The following is a 21,275-nucleotide window of genomic DNA, read 5'->3' on the forward strand; positions in this document are numbered from 1 at the left end:
GCTCCGATCGAGGCGTTGGTGCTGCGGTGTCACCCGCCTGCGGATCGGCTGCGGGAGGCAGTGCCGAGCGATCGGCGGTCGCGGTGTTGGACGTGTTCATGACGGACGGACCGGTGTGGGGGGCGTTGCGGGAGCCGGCGGGGTCGACAGGCGGTGGCGCCAGGCCAGCGCCACCGACGCGAGGGCGGCGAGCGCGCCGACGAGCAGCGTGTCGCGCATGCCCAGCGCGTCGATCAGCAGCGGCGCCAGCGTGGCCGAGCCCATGCTGGACAGCATGAACACGCTGAACTGCAGGCTGTAGTCGGTTCCCGCGCTGGCGGGGAGGACACGGTCCATCATCAGCGTGGCCAGCACCACGTGCAGCGGCGTGTAGCACAGGAAGTACAGGCACACGGCCAGCGTCAGGGCAGCGTCGCTCCCGCCAGCGCCGCCCCAGCCGGCCCAGGGGGCCAGCAGCGCCGCACTGCCGAAGAGATTGATGGCCGCGGCCATGATCAGTGCGCGCCGCCGCCCCCAGCGCGGCAGCAGCCAGCCTGCCGCCAGTGCCGAAGCTGCGGAGAGCAGCGAACCGGCGACGTTGGTGACCAGACCGATGCGCTCCATGCTCCAGCCTGCCGTCACCAGCAGTGGCGTCACCAGGCCATAGGCCAGTCCGGCAGCGAAGGGAAACAGGAGCAGCACGAACAGCCAGCCGACGCCCCCAGCATCGGGCCAGAAGGTGCGCAGGCGCCCGTACAGGGTGCGCGCGGACAGGGGCGTCAGGCGCTGTCCGGGCTCGCGCAGCCAGACAAGCTGTACGAGCGACACGGCCGTACCTGCGGCGAGCCACCCCATGCAGGCGCCCCAGCCGATGCTCGGATAGGCCATCACCAGCACGCCGCCGCCGAGCAGATTCCCCAGCAGGCCGCCCGCCGTCTGGATGCCGTTGCCCAGGCCCCGTTCGGCCTCGGGCAGCGTGCGGCAGGCAATGGCGTCGGTGGCCACGTCCTGCGTCGCCGACAGCACGGCGACGAGCACGGCCAGCGCATAGACGGCGGCAAAGTCCGCGACCGGATCGAACGCCATCATGGCCAGCGGCGCGACCACCAAGCCGGCCTGCGTGAGCAGCAGCCAGCCGCGGTAATGTCCCAGCCGGGCCCAGCTGAAATGGTCGAGCAGCGGCGCCCACAGCAGCTTGAAGGCCCACACCGTGCCGAGCAGGTAGATCAGGCTCAGGCGCGACATGGAGGCGCCCTGCTCCTGCAACAGCGCGACCAGCGCCACCGACAGGAAGCCGAGGGCGAGGAACTGGGTGGTGTAGAGGCTACCCAGTAGCCACCAGGTGCCGGCCGGAGTGCGCAGGCGTGTCGTCGTCGCAACTTCGGTCATGGCGACTCCGCCCCATGGGGACTCGGGCAATGGCGGCAGGCATGGATCTCGACCAGCGGGTGATGGATGCCGGGCAGGCCGGCGAGCGCGGCCTTGTACGCATCGGGTGCGGCGGGGCCGTGACTGACCACCGAGGCTGCGAGTGTCCAGGCGCCCTGGCCCACCGACCACAAGTGCAGATCGGTCACGCGGCTGTCCGCCACCGCTTCGAGCCGAGCGCGCACCTGGCGCCGCAATTCGGCCGGGCCCTCGGCATCGAGCAGCACGGCACCGGTCTGGCGCAGCAGCCCGACGGCCCAGCGCGCCACCACGCCCAGCGCCAGCAATGCGATCAGCGGGTCCAGCCAGGTCCAGCCCCAGGCCCAGGCTGCGAGCAGACCGGCGATGGCGGCCACCGACGTGGCGGCATCGGCAAGCACATGCGCCAGTGCGGCACCGAGGTTGTGGTCATGCACGTGGCCGGGGCGATCTTGAGGATCGTCGTGTCCGTGGTCGTGTTCATGAGCATGATCGTGCGCACCACCCAGGAGCCAAGCGGACAGCAGGTTCACCGCCAACCCCAGCACGGCCACGACCAGGGCTTCCGTCGGGCGCAGCGGTTCGGGACTCAGCAGGCGCTGCGCTGACTCGATGGCGGTCCACACCGTGGATGCCGCCAGGATCAGGGCGCTGGTGTAGGCCGCCAGATCGTTGATCTTGCCGCTGCCCAGGCTCAGGCGCCGGTCACGGGCGTAGCGCCGCGACATGGCATAGGCGCCAGCCGCAAGGCCCAGCGCAACGGCGTGTCCCCCCATGTGCACTCCGTCGGCCAACAGTGCCATGGAGCCCGTCCACCACCCGGCGGCGACCTCCAGGCCCATCACCGCGACGGTCAGCATGGCCACCATGCCGACCCGGCGCTCGGCCGGGCGTATGCCCTCCTGGCCGAAGTCATGGGTATGCGCCGAGGCATCGGCTTGCGGGCAGGTACGGGTCCCGACGGGCAGAGTACACATGATGGCGTCGCGCATCAGAAGAACTGCCAGGTGAAGCCCAGCCCCACGGTCCGCCCGCGCGTCGGCATGCCCACATTGGCATTCGGGGTGAAGTAATAGACGTACTGGTCGTAACGCTTGTCCTGCAGGTTGTCCACCCACAGATAGAGTTCGCCGGCGCCCGAGGCGATGCCGATGCGCGCGTCGATCTTCTGGAAACGCGGCAGGAAGATGTGGTTCTGCGGATCGTTGGCACGCGTGCTCATGACCCGGTAGGCCAGCAGCGTTGTGAGCTGCGGCGAGGCCAGCCCCATGAAACCGGGCAGCGGCCGGGTGTAGTTCACGGACAGCTTACCGCTCCAGCGCGGCACGTCCGGCACGCGGTCGCCGGCGACTACGTCGCCGCCCGATACGCCCGTCACCGACTGGGTGATGGTGGCGTCCGTGTAGACGGCGCCGCCCTTGAGGGTGAGGCCGGGCGCCGCGCGCCACTGGCCTTCGACTTCCAGGCCCCGGGCTCGCGTGTCGGCGTTGATCGCCTTGGTCGCGAAGGTGGTGTAGTCGTAGCCCAGCATGTGATCGTCGCGCACGCGATTGAAGAAGGCGGCAGTGGTCCATGCGAGACGGCGGTCGGCGCTTTCGAACTTCATGCCCAGTTCCAGGCTGTCGACCTTGGCGGCCTTGAAGGGATCGCCGTCGGCGACCTGCGAGGTCTCGTCCTGGAAGCCCTTGGCCTTGTGCCCGTGGGCGAGCACGCCGTACAGGTTGGTCTGGGTGTCCAGCGCCCAGGAAAGCGCCACCCGCCCGGTCGCATACCGGTCGTCGAGCGAGCGGCTGTCCTGAGTAGCCGGATAGCCGGTGGTGACGAAGCTGGCGTCGTATTTCTTGCGCTCTTGCGTGTAGCGCAGGCCGCCGGTGAGCTTGAGCGCGGCCGCGAGCGGCACCGTGACTTCGCCGTAGGCCGCCTCGCTGCGCGTCTCGAAGTCGCGCAGGTTGTCGGTCATCCCACCGACGGTGGTGTCGTACTCGCGCTTGGAGCCGTACAGATTGACGCCCGCCACCCAGAACGTCGCGGCTCCGGGCAGCGAGGACAGACGCAGATCCTGGTTCCACGCGGATTCGTCGCGGCGATATTGCTTGAGGTACTCGGTGGGCATCCCGAACACGGTGGCCGCCACGATGCGGTCGGCCCCCGAGGTCTGGTCTTCGCGGCGCTGCTGGAATGAAGTGTGAGACGTCAGGCGTGCATTAGCCAGGTCGTGATTGACTTCCAGCGCGTGCCGATGGCTCTTCACGTCGGCACCGAAAAGGCCGGGCGTGGCATCCAGGCTGGGCGGGTCGCCGTAGGGCCGCAGCAGCATCAGGCCGACCTTGTCCTTCTGGTCCTGATGCTCGGTGGTCAGCAGCACCGACGTCGCCGCCCGCGGCTGCCACAGCACGCTGGCGCGCAAGCCGAGTTCCTTGGCCTTCATGATCGGCTCGCCGGTCTGGATGTTGTGGACCACGTCATCCGACTGCTGGCTGCGCAGCGCGATGCGCGCGCTCCAGTCCTCGGCGAGCGCACCACCCACGGCGCCCTCGACCAGCCGCTGCCCTTCCTGTCCGGCCTCGACGCGCGCATAGCCATCGAACTCGCGGGTGGGCCTGCGTGTGACGATGTTGATGGCGCCGGCCTCGCTGTTGCGGCCGAAGAGCGTGCCCTGCGGTCCCTTGAGCACCTCGACGCGCTCCACATCCAGCATGGGCAGCGAGGCATTGCGGGCCGACAGCGGTGTACCGTCCAGATTGACGACCACCGAGCTGTCCTCGCTGCTGACCTGGTACAGCGATCCCACGCCGCGCATGCGCACGTTGGCGTCACCGAAGCCGCCCCAGGCGTTGACCTCGACGCCTGGGGTGTCGCGCAGGGCTTCTTCGAGCGTGGTGAGGCGCCGCTGCTCCAGCTCAAACCCCTGAACCGCGCTGACGCTGAACGGCACGTCCTTGGCGCGCTCGGCACCGCGCCGGGCCGTGACCGTCACCGCGGGCAAGGTCTTGTCTGGCTCGGGGGCGGGCTGGGCTTGCTCGATCACCGCGATCACGAAGCGTCCATCGCGTTCCGCGATCTGGAGCGGATGTCCCGCAAGCAGGCGATGCAGCGCCCGCATTGGCTCGAAGCGGCCGCTCAGTGCAGAGGCCGGGGTTTCAGTCAGCCCTTGGGGCCACTGCAGCGGACGCTGAACCGCAACGCCGGCCTGTGCTTCGAACAGCCTCAGCGCGGCCTCGAGCGGCTGGGTTGGGATGTCGAAAGGCAGCTCGGCGGCCAGGCAGGTCCAATGAAACGATGCGAATGCGACAAGTGCTGCGATGCGGTGGGCTTTGTTCGGGCGGGCTTGAAAGGATGTCATGAGGAAAGATGGGAGGCGGGCATGGATGAACAGGAGCTTGTGGCGGACGCCGGAGGGCGGTCATTCACGGGCGAAGCGCACGCGCACGATCGCGGGGAGGAATTTGGCAAGTGGCGGTATGTGCGCCATCCCGAGCCCCAGCCGCGCAGGGAAGGTTCTGAAACGGCGGTAGGGCTCGTGCTGCACCGAGGCGATGTGTGGACTCCACGCCCGCAACGCGGCCTCGATTTCGTCGCGATTGATGCCCCAGGGCATGGACGGGGCGCGGTAGTGGCGCGTGATATCGAAGCCGACCATCGTCTTGCGCGAGAACCAGCGCGGGATGGTGTCGAACATGAGTTCGCCCCCTTTGAAGCGCTTCGCCATCGCCGAGATCAGGCGCCCAACCTCGTCTTCGGGGAAATACATGAACAGGCCCTGGGCGGTGACGAAGACACCGTTGCTCGCCTCGACCTCGTCCATCCAGCTCAGATCGAGCGCTGAGCGCACAACATGGCGGCATCGCTCGCTGGGTGCCAGGTAGCGCTCGCGCACGGCAATCGCGTCCGGCACATCCACGCACAACCAGCGCACACGTCCATCGTCGCAGCGCTGGAACTGCGTCTCCAGCCCGCAGCCGAGTTCGACCACCATGCCGCCGGGATGCGCAGCAAGCCACGGACGCAGTGCCTCATCAAACATCTGCGAGCGGGTGGCATGCGAACTGTCGGGACGACCGAAATGGGCCCGGTAGTCAAAAGCGATGGACTGGAAGATGCGCTCGGCCTCCGGATCACGAAACCAAGCATCGGGGCGCAGGGATTCGGTGGCGCGGTTGTGCAACGTCCACAGCATGGTCTGCGGTACGCCGCACAGCACCGGCGTGGCGTCAACTGAGGAAACGGGATTGAGCGGTGCTGGGGACATGAATCGATCAAGGAAATTCGATGGATCCGTGGTGGTGCGAAGGCAAACGCCCAGCCCCTAGAACCCACGCAAGGAACAGTCACAAACTCTGCTCAATAATAATGATTCGTATTACGATTGCTACCCGGAACGGGCTCATTGCTGCCCGCATCGGATCAACAAAGGCAAGAGGAAGCGATGCATTGATGCCCAGGTCGGACGCAGCCACATCGGTACCCCATCTCCTGGCTACGGAGATGATCAGAGACCCCAGCGAAGCCTTGGGGCTGGATCTTGTCTCGTCCAGTCATCGGCGGGTGGCGACGCGAGAGGGTGTGCAGCTGATGCACTGGTCCACGCGTCTGGCCAACCCGATCGAGCTCAGCGTGCTCGATGACAGCGGGCTCATCCATTTCAGCTACGTATTGCTAGGCGAATCCCTCGCGGTGCTGAACGGCAGGAAAGGACACGGTGTCGGTCGGAAGATCGACGAGCGCCAAGTGCACGCAGCCAGCGGCAACATCGCGTTTGGCCCCGGTCAGTGCTGGCGATTTCACCAGCACGGCGTTTACGAGAGCGTTGGCGTCATGCTGCGACATGACGCATTCGAGCAGTTGGTGGGCGACGCCGAGCCGACGCTGCGCCGTGCGCTGTCAAGTGGACTGTGTTTTGAGACTGGGCACCGCGGCACGGAATTGCATGCCACGGCCCAAGCATTGGCGCATGCGATGCGACACCGTCCGCGCGACAGCGAAGCTTCAGGAGAGCGGCACCCTTTGTGGCTGCAGGCGCAAGGACTGACGCTGGTGAGCCTGCTTCTGGAGGCGCGTGCGGATACGGGTGGCACAGGCGCATTGGACCGAGCAGATCAAATGCGTCTGGCCAGTGCGCGCGCGCATCTCCTGTCCGATCTGTCGCAGCCTCCGCTGATCCTGGATGTGGCGCGCGAGAACGGGCTGAGCCCGGCGAAACTGAAGCGCGGGTTTCGCGCGCTGTACGGCTTCAGTGTGTACGGCCTGTTCCAGCATGAGCGCATGAACGAGGCCCGGCGCCGCCTGCTGAGGGACGATACCAGTGTGTCGGCAGTGGCGTGCGATCTGGGCTACTCGAACATGAGCCACTTCTCAGCGGCATTTCGCAAGCAGTTCGGCGTCAATCCGGGAGAGGCCAGACGGCGCGGCCGATGATCCAGCTGGCAATGGGCTCCTATGCGGATTTCTGCTTCCGAGTGGTGGTCGGATAGCCGAATGCGAAGAAGAAATGAGATACGCGAATCGTCCCGTGCGTGGGTGCAAGCGCGGCATCCCGCTCGTGTTCCGTATCGAAATCCGCCCCCGTGAACATCGCAGAAGGCCGGGCATAAGGGAGGCCCGAAGGCAAGCGCCGCAAACGCAGAAACGTGGCAAGCGCGGCGTCCTGGAGTGCCTCTCTGATGGGTGGCACCACCTCAGGCTCCGGATCCAGCAGAACTCCCACCATGGCCGCAACGGCCTCCTTTCGGCTATAGATGCCCGTGACGAATCGCCCCAATCCCTGGTCTTGTAGATAGTGGTCACGGTGTTTCTTCTGGCGACCCAGGCGTTTGAACTCGAAGACCAGCTTCATGCCGCGGACGTCATCGTTCCAGCCGTAGACAATATCGGTCCGCCGCTCCTCAAGCATCGCGCCAGTGTTCGGATCAACGTCCCCGATGATGTCTTCGGCAGCCCACATACCGAGCAAGCCGCGTTCCCGTGCGACGTGGTTCTCAACGTATACCTTCAGCCGTTTGGTCAGCCCATCTTCCTTCGTCTTCGGATTGAAATCCGGGCGTGGCCGTCCCGCCAATTCTGTCCAGCCCTGACGCAGCGCCTCCACGGCCTCCGTGGCCGGCTGGATCGGAAAGGCAGCAAACCAGTCGACTGGAGACATCATGCTGTCGCCTCCCCCTTCTCGACGGATTGGCGCACTTGCACACCACGGACGATATGCTCGGCATCTCGAAGAGCCTTTCGCACTGTCCAGTTGCGCTTGGTAAGCGGCCGCACAAGGTACAGCGCGCCATCTACCCAGAGATGCACATCCGGCACCAGGCAGAGGAAGTCTCCCGATGGAATCGCGCAAAGCCCCGCATTTCTCAACTCGGCGAGTGTCGCAAGCACCAACTCGTCATTCATCGACGCGCTGACCTCGGGCCCGTCAGTGGAATCTCCCAGATACGAAATCCGCGCGATGCCTGACGGCCCGGCGCGACTCGGATCGTTCGCAAGCACATCGACACGGAATCGGCCTTGGCCGCGTGCCTTCGTTCTCCACGCGGTCAAGGCATTGGCGAGGGTCTGGGCATAAATGCTGAAGTCCTCGGCGCTGGCCCTATGCTGAGCTGGGGTGTCCAGACTTTTGAAACTGCGCGGCCGCACAGAGGGCATAAGGACGCGAACCGATTCACGGATCAGCGTCTGCTCTTCACCGGAGAGTCCGAAATAGGAAAAAACCGCCTCGTCAAACTCGTCACGCAACTCATCGTAGCGGGATGCTTGCTCAAGTTCGGGCAAGGCCATCAGTTCCGCCATGCGAGCCTGAACCATCAAGAGCGCGTCCCGTGCCGCCGCCGGATCCGGCGCATCCTCTGGCACAAAGAACGGGAAGGTTTCGACGTCAGCCAGATGCACGCCGTTGCGCTCGCACAGCATCTTCCAGCCACGCATCATGAGAAAGTAGCGGGCGAGCGTCGAGCGCAGATACGCCGCAGTGAACTGAAGCAGGGCAGCGTCCTCCTCGCGGCCAGCGATCACGCCGATGCTGTGGGTGAAGGAGGCCTGCCCATCGTAGTAGACCGCGCGAATGTTCTGCTCACCCTTGGAGAAACCATCCGGGAAAAGCACTCGCGGTCCATCGAAAACGGCACGCACCCCTTCGTTCAAACCCACGACCGTGTCCTGAGCCTCAGGCCACTTGGCCAGCAGTTCGGGATGAAGAACAGGCGAGCCCGCACGCAGCGCCGCAATGGGCACGAATGGCATCTGGCGCAGCTCGCCGGGATCGACCGCCTCACGGCTCTTGTCATGGAGATGGATCCCCTTGCGATATACCCAGCGCCGAAACTCGCGGGGCCCACGCCAGAAATCGGCAAACGTACCGCGCAAGGTCAACCGCGTCCAGATGGACAGGTCACTGGCATCTCCCCACATCATGGCGACAAGCAGTTGCGGATCCTCGGCAACCGAGCGGGTCTGCAGCGTGTGGCGATCGGCGGACTGCATGGTCAGCCGACCGAGGGCAAGACTAAGGTCGGCTTTCGGCACCAAATAGTCGAACGTCTCCCCAAACGGAATGTGACTCAACAAGCCATCCGGACGCCTCTCCCCCAGGAAGACATGGCACGTGTTTTCAGCCGTAGGAAACAGCAGCCCCTGCAGATCGCCAAAGTTGATCAGGCGTGACGGTCGGTATCCCTTGAGAAGGTGAGCGACAAAGTCCGCGCTGGAAGCGCCGAGAAATTGGCCGATGGGAAGGATCAGGCAAGCTCGACCGCCCTCCGAGAGAAATTCAAGCGCGCGCAGCGCGTAGGCACCGGCGATCTGCCGCCGTGCGAAAGGAACACCAGCGCGATCCGCCCAGTCATCCGCCGACGTTCGGCTCTCACCCTCAGGTTCTGCCCAGGGAGGATTGGAGATAACCAATGAAAATCGGCGGGTGTGGAACGTGTGGGAAGTCCGGAAGAAGTCGGCCCGTTGGCTGCCATGGGCAAGGTTGCTCCCGTTGAGGGAGGGCAGCTTCGTTCCATCGCGCTCCTGTGCCGCCAAGATGTCCGCTGGGGCCAGCCCCTCAAGGAGTGACAGGTACAGGCTGAAGGCCGTCACGCGGCACGCCATGAAATTGATGTCGCCGCCAAAGATGCTGCGCTTGAGGAGCTCGCCCCGCTCGGCGAATCCGAGTTGCCTCCCCTGCCGCGCCTCGCACAGTGCAATCAGGCGACGATAGGCTGTGGTCAGCAGGATGCCTGAACCGCAGGCCCCATCAAAAATCGTCTCCGCCAACGGATCGGGCGAGGCCATGAGCGCCTGTTCAACCGCCAGCATTGCCAGGTTGCGGGGCGTGTAGTAGGCGCCATCTTTGGCCTGCTGCTCTGGCGTCAGAAACTTCTCATACAGACCGGAGAGCAGTTCGACGGGTATGTAGCTGAAATCGTAATTCCAGAAATCGCCCTGCCCCGTCTCCATGTCGGTTCGACGCAGAAACTGGTTCAGGAAATCGAATCCGTCATCTGTGAGGGCAGTCCAGGGATCGTGCCGGTCGTCACCCAGGAAATCGCCATTGAAATCTCCCCGCAGACGATCGACCAGCACGCGCACGCCCTCGCGGTCCATTCGCGCAACGAGGTCATGAAGCTCACCGACGTCGCGACGCCCGCGATAGGTCACTCCAACAATCTCCCGATGCTCCAGATAGGAGATGAAGAGCACCTGCCCCATGAGCAGCTCTGCCCATCGCTTGCGGTCACTGGTCTTTGCTGCGCCACGAAAACCAGTACCCGCAAGTTTCGACACTGTCACCGACAAGTTCGCAAGCAGCTTGCTGTCCACCCGAGCCTTGACGTCGAACCAAGCCGGCAGCCTTCGCGACAGATTCGCAGTGGCGACATCGAGGGCGGAAAACGGACCATCCGGCCTGGCTTCTTGCAAACTGAAACGCTGCTCAGCCTTCTGGAGCTTTCGGACCGGAAGCGCAACCGCTTCGCGGTCGCGCAGCTCGATCACCACCGTTGCCAGGTTCTGATTCCAAATGCGTTTGCGGACATCGTCGAGCGCAGAAGCCGACAAAGGCTGGTCATCCGCCATGAAGACAACGGTTGGCACGCCTTCCACCACGAAGACCGCCTGAGCCCGAACGGCCCCGTCCGGCTTGAGCAGCGACTTGATCTCCAACGCATAAGGGTGCGCTTCGGAGATCGCCGCACCGCGGACGTGAAGCGCCGCAGGCTCGGCGGCATAGCCGAGCCTGTCCAGCCACTGCTTCAGCACTGCGTCCGCCACGCTACACCCCTCTGCGCATCAAACCGTGCCTACCACGCACTGCGACGCTCCAAGCTTGGCGGCTCATGCCGATCTCCTCTGGCGGGGGCGACTCACCGCCTTGACCGTCGGGGTATCGCGCGTGGCAGGCAAGGAGAAAAGATCAAGTTGACCAGCAGCCACATCAGGCAAGGCAAAGCCGTCCCGCAGGACAGCAAGGTGCGGATCGAGACGAACAACGATGGCATCGGCTTCGGACGGCAGCGACCCATCATCCAGAAAGAACCATGTGCCTCCTGGAGCCAACGCCAAGCGCCGGCCCCAAAGCGCAATGAAAGAGGTTGATCGCAGCGCCTTGCGCAACTGGGCGAACGCGCTTTGATGCGTCTGCAGCTCAACAGCAAACTGGTCGCGAAGAAGCACGGCCAGCCGAAGGACGAGGATGGTTTGCCAACTGAACTGTGCTGGCGATCCTTTCGTCTTCGGACGCACGTCCGCCGGCACCAGCGCACGTCGACTGGTCCACTCGCGAAGCTTCTCTATCGAAAGGCCCGTCAGCTTCGATGCCACCGGGGTCGGGACCAGTCGCATAGCCATCCTTTCAACAGAGTTCGCCAACGTCGGGTATGGTACCCGATTTCCTCCAAAGGTAGGGTACCGTACCCGAACTCTTCCTCCCTCGGAGGACGCCGTGTTCAGCACACCGCACAAGCAGGCAACGTCGGCATCGGCTGATCGGTCCACCAGGTCCAGGGCGGCGGCGATATCCGCGCAATCACCTGCATTTTGGCCGCACGTTCCTTTGCCTCGGCGAACGCGCTGACCACGTGAAGGGCGACTGGCTCGGCGCCGGTGTCAGTCAGCAGTGCGTTCGGAAACCCCGCCGTGATCCTCGCGTCGTAACGCAAGGGCTTGATGAAACGCCGCTGCTGCTCCACCAGGGCGTGGATGAATTCAATTTCGTGCGCGCCCTCCACGGGAATCCAGTGTTCGGTCGTCAACATCAAGCTCAACGCATCCACTTCATGGACGTGCTCCCGCTTGGCGCGAATCAAGGCTGTCAACACCAGGCGCGGCCGGTAGGCCGCATCGGCGTCCTGAACCTCGAAGTAGGCAGCATAGGTCCTGCGCGCTCGTTCCCAGGTCTTGTCAGCGATGAGCAGCGGCGTATCGGGCATGTGCTTGATCCACAAGCGGCGCCCGAACGCTGTCGTCTCGCAGGTCTTGAACTCACCCAGGACCACCGCCAGCGGCGACCGACCGTCACGTGGTTGCAGGATCGCGAGCTTGTCGCGGCGGCGCTGGGCGGCCGCAGCTTTCGAAGCCTCGCTGAAGGGCTCGGGGACATGGAGGCGTTGAGCCAGTGGCTGTCCCTTGACGATCATCTCCGCCGCGGCCTCCAGCAAGTGCTTGCAGATGACACCCTGGTTGCGCTTGCCCGCCATGGCGGGCAACCAGCGATTGAAGCCCGCCCGTTCGAAAAGGAAGTGCGTCAAGGCGCGCAGGCTCATCCGGCGACGCGGGACGTTGATCTCACCCGGATCATGGGGCTCGCCCGGCGCGACACCCCGGCCGAGGACGCGCACCCACGGAAAATCCACGCGCAACTCGACGCTGCCCGCCAGGGTCTCGATGATGGCCTCCCCCATCAGTTCGCCGAGCCCGGACTGCTGGGCATCCGGCTCATAGGACGGGCACTGCGGATGATGCTGCCCACCAGTGCCCGGCATGCGCTTGACGACGTACTGCCGGTGGCGCGCCACGTACATCTCGACACCGTCAGGCACGCACAGGCAACGCGGCCGATCCACCCCCTCGCGCACGCGCGCCAGAACCTCCTGCAAGCGAGGATCCAGAGCGTCATACACCTGTCCGGCGATGGAATAGCGCTGAGCGTCCATGGAGGTCTCGAAAAGCCCATCGTGCTGGCGGCAAGACCGGAACGCCATCCAAAATCACTGCCCTATCGGCCCGATTTCGATGTCAGCCTCCATGTGCTCGGTGCAACCAGATGAAGGTCGACGGAGTCGAATACCATGTAGCAAGTCGAGGGTTCACCATGACCATCAGAACGTTCCGTGCGCTGTGCTGTGTCGCAGCCATGTCGGCACCCGTGCTGCATGCTGCAGCCGACGTCGCGGTGCAATTCATCCATCCCGAGCACTATGCCGACGCGGGCGACTACGGCGTGCGCTCCCAGCGCAACCTCGAGTCCATCAAGCGGCACCTGCAGGCCCTGGGAGATCGCTGCCTGCCGGCGGGCCATACGCTGGACATCCGAATCATCGACCTCGACCTGGCGGGCCGACACGAGTGGTGGCGCCCTGGCACGTACGATGTGCGCATCATGCGCGGTGTCACGTGGCCGCGGGCGGACCTCGAGTACCTCTGGAAGGACGCACAGGGTAAGGTACTCGCCGAACGGCAGGAGCGTGTTTCGGACATGGACTACCTGTCTCGCAGTGCGTTTGTCCGCTCCGACGGCGATCCGCTGGTGTACGACAAGGCCATGCTCACCGAGTGGTTCGAGCGGCGATTCTGTCCGCAACACCGTGGCTGAGCACCCGCGAAAAGGCACGGTCAGACGGCCCGCCCATCCAGGCGAACCCGAGCCTTGTTGAGCCGGCGAGAAGCGCCTACATCGGGTTGAACTCCACGCGCCGAAGGACTGGCGCACAGCCCGCCAACGCCTCGTCCAACGTCAGCACCTCCTCGATGTGATGGGCGCCCGGTGCCAGACGGCCAACCAGCAACGTGCGCGCCACCCAGACTGCCACCGCAGCCGTGCATGCCGCCTCCCCATCCCCGGCAACGACCCAACTCGCGCGATCGCCAGACTGGCTGAGGGCATCGACCTGGACCATGAATCCATTTCCGCCGATCGGCGCATGGGCCGCTGTCCATGCCAGCGACTTCGCCAAACCGTCCGGCGGCAGCCACTGCCGGACGCGCCAGCGCGCCATCCAGGCAAATGCCTGTGTCACCAGCCGCGAATCGAAACACAGCCAGGTGGCCGCCGACTGCATCGCCAGGGTACGCGGCAACGTGTGCTGCTCCGAGAAGTCGAAGCGGTAGGCGGTTCTTCGGCCGTAGGGCTCCGCGAGCCGCACCGGCCGCGACTCGCCAAAGGCGCGAACCTCCCTTGCCCCGGCAGGGGTCTGCAGCGTGAACGTGGCACCCAAACGGTCCAGCGTCCAGCGGATGGCAGCCAGTCCATGGACCTCACCTGCGCCCAGCAGCACCGTGATGTCGGCATGCTGCAGCGGCCCCAGTTGATCGCAGGCCTGGCGCACCAGCAAATTGGTGAGCCCCGGCGCGACGCCGACGCTCAGGACCGCGCTGGAACGCTGACTTTCACCTGACGCCCATCGGGTCCGCACAGCGTCCAACACCGAGGCCGTGGCCGAGACGTCGACGTAGTGAATGCCCGCGGCCTGGCACTGCAGGGCAATCCACAGGCTCGCTTCCTCGACGCAGTTGACCACCACGGTGATCCGGTGCGGCAACACCTCGATCACCGGGAGATACCCGTCACCCAAGGCAACCGCCGTCACCCGGGGGCCCTGGACCTGGCAGAACGCGCGAGCCCGCTCCAGGCTGCGCCCGGCAACCAGCACATGACAGGGACTGTCGCGCAAAAGGGCGCGGACGATGCCGCCTCCCACTGCACCATAGCCGCCGACAACCAGCACCGCCTGGTCGGCACTCACCATCGCCTCAGGTCTCGCGTTCGTCATGGCGTGGGCTCCCCCCGCCGCAGACAGCGCCCGCCCAGCACCGTGCACAGGGCGAACGCCGCCAGTGTTCCCAACATCGCCGCGTCCCCAAAGCGGTCAAGCAGCAGGCCCGCCACAGGCGGCACCAGCACACGGCTCAGCGCGAACAGCCCGGCCTGCAGGCCGTAGTCGGCGGCCCGGCAGGCATCGCGGGAGAACTCCATCATCAAGGCGAAGGCGAGCGAAGACGCCAGCCCCATCGCCAGGGCCAGCGCGGCGCTGCCCGCCAACAGCCCCCAACGCGCCTCCACCCCAAGCTGAAAACCCAGGACCGCAGCCAACAAGCCGAGGGCCAGCACATTGGCCCACGCCGACCGCCACGCCACCGCCATCAGGCGCTCGCGCCGCACCCAGCCTGCAGCCAGGCTGGCGCCTGCCCCCAGGGCCCCGCCCCCCACACCGGCGACCAGCGCCACCTGCGCGGCGGGCAGTCCGTGGTCCAGCAGCAGCGGCTTGAGGAACACCCAGGCGGCCGCAACAAAGGGAAACTGCCCGATCAGCAACAGCGTCCAGGCCGGCGCCCCCGGTTGCTGAAAAAAGCCTCTCCAGACACGCCAGGGCGCCTGCCGCGACACGACGGCCCCTGAAAACATCGCCTGTTGCAATGGAGCGGATCCGCGGCCCAGCACGGCGACGATCACCAAGGTGCTCAACACACCCATGGCAAGAATCAGGAAAGGAAGCGTCCAACCCCTGGCCTGCTGGACCAACAGCATGAGGCCCCCGCCCACGACCGCGCCCGCAAACGTGGCCGCCGCGCGGATGCCGCCGGCCAGCGGCCTGGCCTGGGGTGGCAGCAGCCCGATGGCCAGTGCCTGCACCGGGATGTCGGCCCAGGTGGACAGCAGGGCCGCCAGCAAGGCCAGCGCAAAGAGCGTGCCCTTGCCGGCCCCTTCACCCACTGCCGCCAGAGCCAGCAGGCACAGCGCAAAGCCGCCGCCCGTCAGCCACGCCCAGCGCTGCCAGGCCAAGACCCGGGACGACGGGCTGAACGCTGGGTCCGGCAACACGGCAGAGCGCCGCTGCAACGGCCAGCGCTCCACCGGAATCGCCAGCAGCGCCTTGAAGACCGCAGGCAGGCCGGCAAGTTGAAAGACGCCGATCTCCGTGCCCGACCACCCTTGTTGCCGCATGACCAGCGGCAGCCCCAGCCAGAGGTAGATGGCCGGGGCCGTCAACGCGAAGTTCACCCAGCCGAACAGCAGCTGCTGGACGCCGGGACGCAGCGCACCGTTCATGGCACGTCCCGCCGCGCCACGACGACCTGCTGCACGGCCATCGGGAACTGGCCGCAGGCGTACTGCTCAATGCGCACGAAGCCGGCACGCGCCATGGCCGCAGCCAGTTCACCCTCATGGGTCACGTGCCGCCCGAGCATGCGCAGCGGCAGGTACCACGGCACCACGCTGCGCGCCCCACCCTGCTCCCTGGGCAGTTCCGCGTGCACCGCCACCAGCACGCCACCCGGCCGCAGGGCGGCGAGGATCTTGCGCAGGGCCGCTTCGATGTCCGGCACGAAGTGCAGCACCGATGAACACCAGATCAGGTCGTGGTCCGACCCGATGTCGTCCGTGGCCAGGCTGCCGCCCTGTGTGGACAGGCGGGGGCCGAGCCCCCGCGCCAGGATGTTCTCGGCCGCCACGGCGACTGTCTCGGGGAAGTCGAACACGACGCCCTGAAGCTGGGGGCGCTGCTGGGCCAGCGCGATGGCCACCAGGCCCGGGCCGCCCCCCAGGTCCAGCAGCCGCTGCGCCTGCTGGAACTCCGGCAGGCGCCTCATCACCTCGACGGCGGCCGGCGCGGTCACCGCACGCTGCTCCTGCGCGATCTGCACCCGCGCCGCGGCCGCCCACTGCGCTGCGCCACCGGAGGGGCCGTGGTCAGCCGAAAGCGGGGGCTTCGGCACGCCCGGACCATGGCGGACATGCTCCCCCAGGCTGTCGACGAACCCGCGCATGGACCGCAGCCGGAACAACCAGGCCTTGGCGCAGGACAGCTCGGCTCCCTGCGTGAGGTAGGCGCGCGCACCTGCGTCGAGACGATAGATCCCGTCGGCGTCGGCATCGCCGTCATGGCGGCCATGGCCCTGGCGCTCCAGCACACCCATGCTCCACAGCAGCTCCAGCAGATGGGCGGTGCCGACGGGGTGCAGTTGCAGGCGCTGCGCCAGCGCCGCGGCGCCGGCCGGCTCGACGAGAGCATCCAGCACGCCGAGTTCGACGGCAAGCCGCAGGCCCTCGGCCTGCACGGGCGCGACCGCCAGATCCCACCAGCGGCGCAGCTCATGTGTTTGTTCGAGATTCATGGCGTCGGCGTCCTGTCGATCAGAGACGGAAGCTCAGGCGCAGCCCGGCTTCGCGGGGCGGGCTGTAGATCGTGATCGTGCTGGCGGGAAAGCCGATCACGTCGTGGTGCTTGTCGGCGGCGTTGTTGACGTAGGCCGTCAGTTCGGTGCGGGCCCACGCATAACCAGCCGACAGGTTGATGACGGCATAGCCCGACCGCTTGTTCGCCGCCGTGTTGGCCGCGTCGACGTAGACCTTGCCGGCACCGACCGTCTGGGCCTGAGCGAACCAGCCGGAGGGCGCGTCGTAGCGCACGCCGAGATGGCCGTTGATGTCGGGCGCAAAGGGGTTGCGCTTGCCGGCGTGGTCGTTGGCGCCGTCACGAAACTCGCGGAAACGCGTGTGGTTGAGCCCGAGCCCCGTCTGCACCTGCCAGCCGCTGCCGATCAGCCAGCGCAGTTCGGCCTCGGCGCCGGTCGAGCGGGCCGACGCCGCGTTGGTCATGAACACCTGCCCGGCCGCCGAGCCCATCTGCTGCACCTGCATGTCGTCGATGTCCATGCGGTAGACGGCCGCGCTGTAGCGCAGGCGGCGGTTCAAGAGGTGGCCCTTGGCACCCAGCTCGAAGGCGCGCACCTTCTCGGGCTCGTAGCGGCGATGGGTCTCCGGCGCGAAGGGGTTGAATCCCCCCGCACGGAAGCCGTCGGACACGCTGGCGTAGAGCTGCGCCGCAGGCTGCCATTGGTATTGCAGTGCGAACTTGGGACTGGCATGGGTCCAGCTGCGCGACTGCCCGCTGGCGCCTGCCAGTGCAAGGCGCATCTCGTCGCGCTCGATGCGCAGGCCGGCCTGGATGGACCACAGCGCCGACCCCAGTGCCGTCAGCGGCACGTCCCAGTGGGTGAACGCAGCCGTGGAATTCCCTTGCTGCGTCGAGCGCGTGCGCGCCAGCGCGAACGGCGTCTTCTGCTCGAAGTTCAAGGCGTTGTCTTCGCGGTCGAGATAGACACCGGCGACCCAGCGCGCCTCGCCGGCCTTGCCCTCCAGGCGCAGCTCCTGCGACACGGTCTTGAAGTGGTAGTCGCGCCCCAGGTGCAGGAGGTCGGCCGGCTGGAAATCGGTGTCCTGAAGAATGCGGTCGAAGTACTCGTTGCGCGCCGTGATCGAGCGCAGGCGCAGGTCGTCGGCCAGTTCATGGGAGACATCCAGCGACGCCGAACGGGCCTGGGATCGGTTCCAGCTCTCGGTGCCGGAACGCACGGTCTCGCGTGGACCTCCCGTCAGCCCCCACAGGGAGCCGCCGTCGTCGTGCCCGCGCTGGTTGAGGCGCAGCGTGGCATCGGTGCGGGCGCTCGGCGTCCAGCGCAGGGCCACACGGCCGCCCTTGCGCTGCCGGTCGTCCTCCTTGCGGCCGGTGGTGGTGTTGTCGATAAAGCCGTCCTGCCGGGTGAATTCGCCGGCCACGCCCAGGAAGAGCGTGTTGTCCACCAGGGCCCGGCTCGCATCGAAGCGCAGGGCCTGCTTGTTGCGGCTGCCCAGGTCGAGCGAGACGGCGGCATGGGGTTCATTGCCCGGGCGGCGGGTGACGATGTTCACCACACCGGCCTCGGCATTGCGTCCATAAAGGGTGGATTGCGGGCCGCGCAGCACCTCCACGCGTTCCACCCCCAGCAAGGCGTCGTCGAAGCCCAAGCCACGCAGCGTCGCCACGCCATCCACCACCAGCGCGGTCGAAGACGAGAACGAGGTGACGTTGGCCGACAGCCCCCGCATCACCGGCGGCTGCGCGCCCGATTGCCCCAGGGTCTGGAACACGAAACCCGGCGTCATCGCCGCCACGCCCTCCAGGCCACGCACACCGTCGACTTCGAGCTGCTCGCCATCGAAGACGGTCACGCTGGCGGGCACACGCTCAAGCGCTTGGGCCTGTTTGTTCGCTGTGACCGTGACGGCCGGCAGCATCGGCGCCTGGGTCTGCTGGGCCAGCGCCGACAGGGCGGTTGCCAGCATCGGCAACACCCCGATTGCCCGCAAGGGAGGAATGGGCATGGATCGTTCTCCTTGAGTATCAGATGACATCCATGCTAAGAAAGAATGAGAATTGTTCTCACAGTATTTCGGTAGCAATCGGGAGGGTTTCGTATGCAAACGGGAGCGAGGCTGGGCACGAGGGTTGAAGAGGTGCGCGCCGTGGGGACGACAGGCCGCCTTCCTGTCTCTGGCCACGGCTGCTGGATTGAACGCGCCGCGCTGGACGACGGGCTGACGGTGGTTCGCTCGCACTATCAACCGGCGCGGGACCTCGCCGAGGCATCCACCCAGAGCGACACGGGGCCGACGCTGGTGATCACCTACGGCCTGTCCGGCGAGTCCGGCTTCGTGGCCGAGGACGGCTCCAGCCTGCGCTTCGGTGCCGGACGCACCACCCTCGCGGCCTTTGCGCACACGCGCGGCGAGCGGCACTTCCAGGCGGAGACGTCCGTTCGCCAGCTCAGGCTGGTGCTCAACGGCAACGCGCTGTCGCGCTATCTGGGTGAAGCGGCCGCTGCCCGCCTGGCCAGTCGCAGGGGAATCCGCCTGCTGGGTGAACACGCGACGACGGCCTGGTGCCGCACCCTGCTCCATCCCCTGCTGTCGCCCGAGGTGGCAACGCCCGTGGATCGGCACATCGCTGCGCTGACCCTGGCGGCCGAACACCTGCGCCTGCTCATGCCGGCGCAGGTGCCGAGCGCCTCATCCCTGCGCCTGAGCGCGGCCGACGTGGAAAAACTCGCCCGAGCCCGCGATCTGATGCACACCCAGATGGATCGCGCACTGACGATTCCGTACCTCAGCACCACCGTCGGGCTCAACGAATGTAAATTCAAGCAGGGGTTTCGTGAGCTTTACGGCACCACGCCGCACCAGTTCCTGCTCGATCTGCGCATGCGGCGCGCACGTGCATTGCTGCAGTCCGGATGTCAGGTGGCTCAGGCGGCCTACGCGGTCGGGTACCGGCACCCGGCCAGCTTCAGCGCGGCCTTCAGCCGCTACTTCGGGCAGGTGCCAAAGTCGCTGAACACACCGGTCTGACGGCGCACGTCCGGCACTACGGGGAGCGCACCCTCGTCTTCCTTCTCGGGCCGAGCGCACCGGATGCAGCCGCCTGCAGGATGCGGCGGAAGGAGGGACATTCCATATGGGACGGCGCCGGACAGACGGCTGCATGGCGCAGTCCGTCGCGCATGGCGCTCAGTTGGCGGATCGTCCGGTCCAGCTCGTCCGCCTTGGCCGTGAGCATCTGCCGGTCGATGCTGGGCTGGCCGTCCGGCGAGAACATGCGCGCGATGTCGTCGAGCGAAAAGCCGGCGGCACGCCCCAAGGCGATCAACGCCAGCCGCTCCAGCACGCTCGCGCCGAAAAGACGATGCAGTCCGCGTCGGCCGATCGAGGCGATCAGCCCCTTTTCTTCGTAGAAGCGCAGCGTCGACGCAGGGACGCCAGCGCGCCGCGCCACCTCGGTGATGTCCAGGCTTTCCATCCTCTTGACCTCAAGTTGACTTCAAGTTGCACAGTATGACTCCCGCCTCATTCAGGCAAGCAAAAGGAGATCGACATGGAAATCACCCAACCTACAGATGACGGGCAGGCTGCCCTCTGGAACGGCGCTGCCGGCCGGGCCTGGGTCGAAGCGCAGGAGGAGCTCGACCGGATGTTCAAACCGTTCGAGAATCTCCTCGCCACGGCGGCATCCACCGCGTCCGGCGGCCGGGTGCTTGACGTCGGCTGCGGCACGGGCGGCACGACGCTCGCGATCGCCAGGCGGCTAGGCGATGGGGGCCACTGCACCGGCATCGACATTTCGGAGCCGATGATCGCCGCAGCCCGGGTCCGCGCAGAAAGCGAACTTGTGCCAGCAAGCTTCATCCTTGCGGACGCGCAGGTTCATGCTTTCGAGCCGGCGGGCTTCGACATGATCGTCTCGCGTTTCGGCGTCATGTTCTTCGAGGATCCCGTACAGGCCTTCGCCAATCTGCGGCACGCCGCGAAGGACGATGGCGAACTCCGCTTCATCGCCTGGCGCAGCCCTGCGGAAAACCCCTTCATGACGACAGCCGAACGGGCCGCGGCCCCTCTCCTGCCGAACATCCCCGCCCGTCGGCCGGATGCACCAGGGCAGTTCGCCTTTGCCAACGCGCAGCGGGTTCTAAACATCCTGGAGAACAGCGGCTGGAGTGGGATCGATATCCAACCAATCGACGTCAGCTGCACCCTTCCCGAGAAAGAATTGGTCCCCTACCTGAGCCGGCTCGGACCTGTCGGCCGGGTGCTCCAAGAGGTGGACGAAGGCGGCCGCAAAGAAGTCATCGAAACCGTCCGTGCGGCCTTCGATTCCTACGTGGCGGGCTCTGCGGTCCACTTCGTTGCCGCATGCTGGATGGTCAATGCACGAGCAACATCCACTCCGCAGCGCCGATAGAGGCCGTTCGCGCCTGAGACGGTGGAATGTCCGGTCGAACGCGCGGCCTATGCACTCGCCTTGGCGGAGCCGCTGCGCCGACTTCCTCCTGGGGATCGCTCCTGGCACCTTCGGCAACGCCCGTAGAGTGCCAGCACATGGCCTTTG

At 66.2% G+C, this 21,275-nt stretch carries 17 protein-coding genes; 4 read left to right on the forward strand and 13 right to left on the reverse strand.

What is annotated here, in order from left to right:
- Positions 1 to 96 precede the first annotated feature (96 nt).
- Genes NFX52_RS08330 through NFX52_RS08345 form a run of 4 tightly spaced genes read right to left on the reverse strand, consistent with a single transcriptional unit; the run spans position 97 to position 5,635 of the window.
- Positions 97 to 1,368: an MFS transporter gene (locus NFX52_RS08330; RefSeq protein ID WP_055399681.1), complete on the reverse strand. Its 1,272-nt coding sequence runs from the start codon at positions 1,366 to 1,368 to the stop codon at positions 97 to 99.
- On the reverse strand, positions 1,365 to 2,378 hold the full coding sequence (gene dmeF, locus NFX52_RS08335) for a CDF family Co(II)/Ni(II) efflux transporter DmeF (RefSeq protein WP_207401940.1): 1,014 nt from the start codon (positions 2,376 to 2,378) through the stop codon (positions 1,365 to 1,367). The genes NFX52_RS08330 and dmeF overlap by 4 nt, the downstream gene beginning before the upstream one ends.
- Positions 2,378 to 4,729, reverse strand: coding sequence for a TonB-dependent receptor (locus NFX52_RS08340; RefSeq protein WP_202907188.1), 2,352 nt, complete (start codon positions 4,727 to 4,729; stop codon positions 2,378 to 2,380). Before NFX52_RS08340 ends, dmeF begins: the two co-directional genes overlap by 1 nt.
- Before the next feature lie 60 nt (positions 4,730 to 4,789).
- Complete coding sequence (locus NFX52_RS08345) at positions 4,790 to 5,635, reverse strand: class I SAM-dependent methyltransferase (protein WP_055399683.1); 846 nt, start codon at positions 5,633 to 5,635, stop codon at positions 4,790 to 4,792.
- A 236-nt stretch (positions 5,636 to 5,871) separates the two neighbouring features.
- Here NFX52_RS08345 and NFX52_RS08350 point away from each other — a divergent pair, with 236 nt between their 5' ends.
- Positions 5,872 to 6,801 (forward strand): helix-turn-helix transcriptional regulator, encoded by a 930-nt coding sequence (locus tag NFX52_RS08350; RefSeq protein WP_162239775.1) that lies wholly within the window; start codon positions 5,872 to 5,874, stop codon positions 6,799 to 6,801.
- Positions 6,802 to 6,820: 19 nt separating this feature from the next.
- Here the strand turns inward: NFX52_RS08350 and NFX52_RS08355 are convergent, their stop codons facing one another.
- The 4 genes from NFX52_RS08355 to NFX52_RS08370 form a co-directional block, all read right to left on the reverse strand.
- On the reverse strand, positions 6,821 to 7,528 hold the full coding sequence (locus NFX52_RS08355; RefSeq protein ID WP_055399685.1) for a hypothetical protein: 708 nt from the start codon (positions 7,526 to 7,528) through the stop codon (positions 6,821 to 6,823).
- Positions 7,525 to 10,629, reverse strand: coding sequence for an HsdM family class I SAM-dependent methyltransferase (locus NFX52_RS08360; protein WP_207401941.1), 3,105 nt, complete (start codon positions 10,627 to 10,629; stop codon positions 7,525 to 7,527). The genes NFX52_RS08355 and NFX52_RS08360 overlap by 4 nt, the downstream gene beginning before the upstream one ends.
- Before the next feature lie 63 nt (positions 10,630 to 10,692).
- Positions 10,693 to 11,199 carry a hypothetical protein gene (locus tag NFX52_RS08365; RefSeq protein WP_055399742.1) on the reverse strand — a complete coding sequence of 169 codons (507 nt, stop codon included), beginning with the start codon at positions 11,197 to 11,199 and terminating at the stop codon, positions 10,693 to 10,695.
- Positions 11,200 to 11,303: 104 nt separating this feature from the next.
- The gene (locus tag NFX52_RS08370; RefSeq protein ID WP_055399744.1) at positions 11,304 to 12,509 is read right to left on the reverse strand and encodes a DUF1173 family protein; all 1,206 of its coding nucleotides are present in this window, start codon (positions 12,507 to 12,509) and stop codon (positions 11,304 to 11,306) included.
- Positions 12,510 to 12,667: 158 nt separating this feature from the next.
- Between NFX52_RS08370 and NFX52_RS08375 the strand changes: the two genes are divergently transcribed.
- The gene (locus NFX52_RS08375; RefSeq protein ID WP_039920411.1) at positions 12,668 to 13,168 is read left to right on the forward strand and encodes a DUF3016 domain-containing protein; all 501 of its coding nucleotides are present in this window, start codon (positions 12,668 to 12,670) and stop codon (positions 13,166 to 13,168) included.
- A gap of 76 nt (positions 13,169 to 13,244) precedes the next feature.
- Here NFX52_RS08375 and NFX52_RS08380 read toward each other — a convergent pair whose 3' ends face one another.
- Genes NFX52_RS08380 through NFX52_RS08395 form a run of 4 tightly spaced genes read right to left on the reverse strand, consistent with a single transcriptional unit; the run spans position 13,245 to position 18,748 of the window.
- Positions 13,245 to 14,345, reverse strand: coding sequence for a saccharopine dehydrogenase NADP-binding domain-containing protein (locus NFX52_RS08380; RefSeq protein WP_207401942.1), 1,101 nt, complete (start codon positions 14,343 to 14,345; stop codon positions 13,245 to 13,247).
- On the reverse strand, positions 14,342 to 15,622 hold the full coding sequence (locus NFX52_RS08385; RefSeq protein ID WP_055399693.1) for an MFS transporter: 1,281 nt from the start codon (positions 15,620 to 15,622) through the stop codon (positions 14,342 to 14,344). Before NFX52_RS08385 ends, NFX52_RS08380 begins: the two co-directional genes overlap by 4 nt.
- Positions 15,619 to 16,689 carry a methyltransferase gene (locus NFX52_RS08390; protein ID WP_207401943.1) on the reverse strand — a complete coding sequence of 357 codons (1,071 nt, stop codon included), beginning with the start codon at positions 16,687 to 16,689 and terminating at the stop codon, positions 15,619 to 15,621. The genes NFX52_RS08385 and NFX52_RS08390 overlap by 4 nt, the downstream gene beginning before the upstream one ends.
- Before the next feature lie 19 nt (positions 16,690 to 16,708).
- The gene (locus NFX52_RS08395; protein ID WP_238385667.1) at positions 16,709 to 18,748 is read right to left on the reverse strand and encodes a TonB-dependent receptor; all 2,040 of its coding nucleotides are present in this window, start codon (positions 18,746 to 18,748) and stop codon (positions 16,709 to 16,711) included.
- 63 nt (positions 18,749 to 18,811) lie between these two features.
- Between NFX52_RS08395 and NFX52_RS08400 the strand changes: the two genes are divergently transcribed.
- The gene (locus tag NFX52_RS08400) at positions 18,812 to 19,741 is read left to right on the forward strand and encodes a helix-turn-helix domain-containing protein (protein WP_202907189.1); all 930 of its coding nucleotides are present in this window, start codon (positions 18,812 to 18,814) and stop codon (positions 19,739 to 19,741) included.
- A gap of 16 nt (positions 19,742 to 19,757) precedes the next feature.
- Here NFX52_RS08400 and NFX52_RS08405 read toward each other — a convergent pair whose 3' ends face one another.
- Positions 19,758 to 20,189, reverse strand: coding sequence for a helix-turn-helix domain-containing protein (locus NFX52_RS08405; RefSeq protein WP_055399699.1), 432 nt, complete (start codon positions 20,187 to 20,189; stop codon positions 19,758 to 19,760).
- A gap of 75 nt (positions 20,190 to 20,264) precedes the next feature.
- Here NFX52_RS08405 and NFX52_RS08410 point away from each other — a divergent pair, with 75 nt between their 5' ends.
- The gene (locus NFX52_RS08410; RefSeq protein WP_055399701.1) at positions 20,265 to 21,128 is read left to right on the forward strand and encodes a class I SAM-dependent methyltransferase; all 864 of its coding nucleotides are present in this window, start codon (positions 20,265 to 20,267) and stop codon (positions 21,126 to 21,128) included.
- The last annotated feature ends 147 nt before the right edge of the window (positions 21,129 to 21,275 follow it).

It is taken from the genome of Acidovorax facilis (genome assembly GCF_023913775.1).
GTDB classification, from domain to species: domain Bacteria; phylum Pseudomonadota; class Gammaproteobacteria; order Burkholderiales; family Burkholderiaceae_C; genus Acidovorax; species Acidovorax facilis.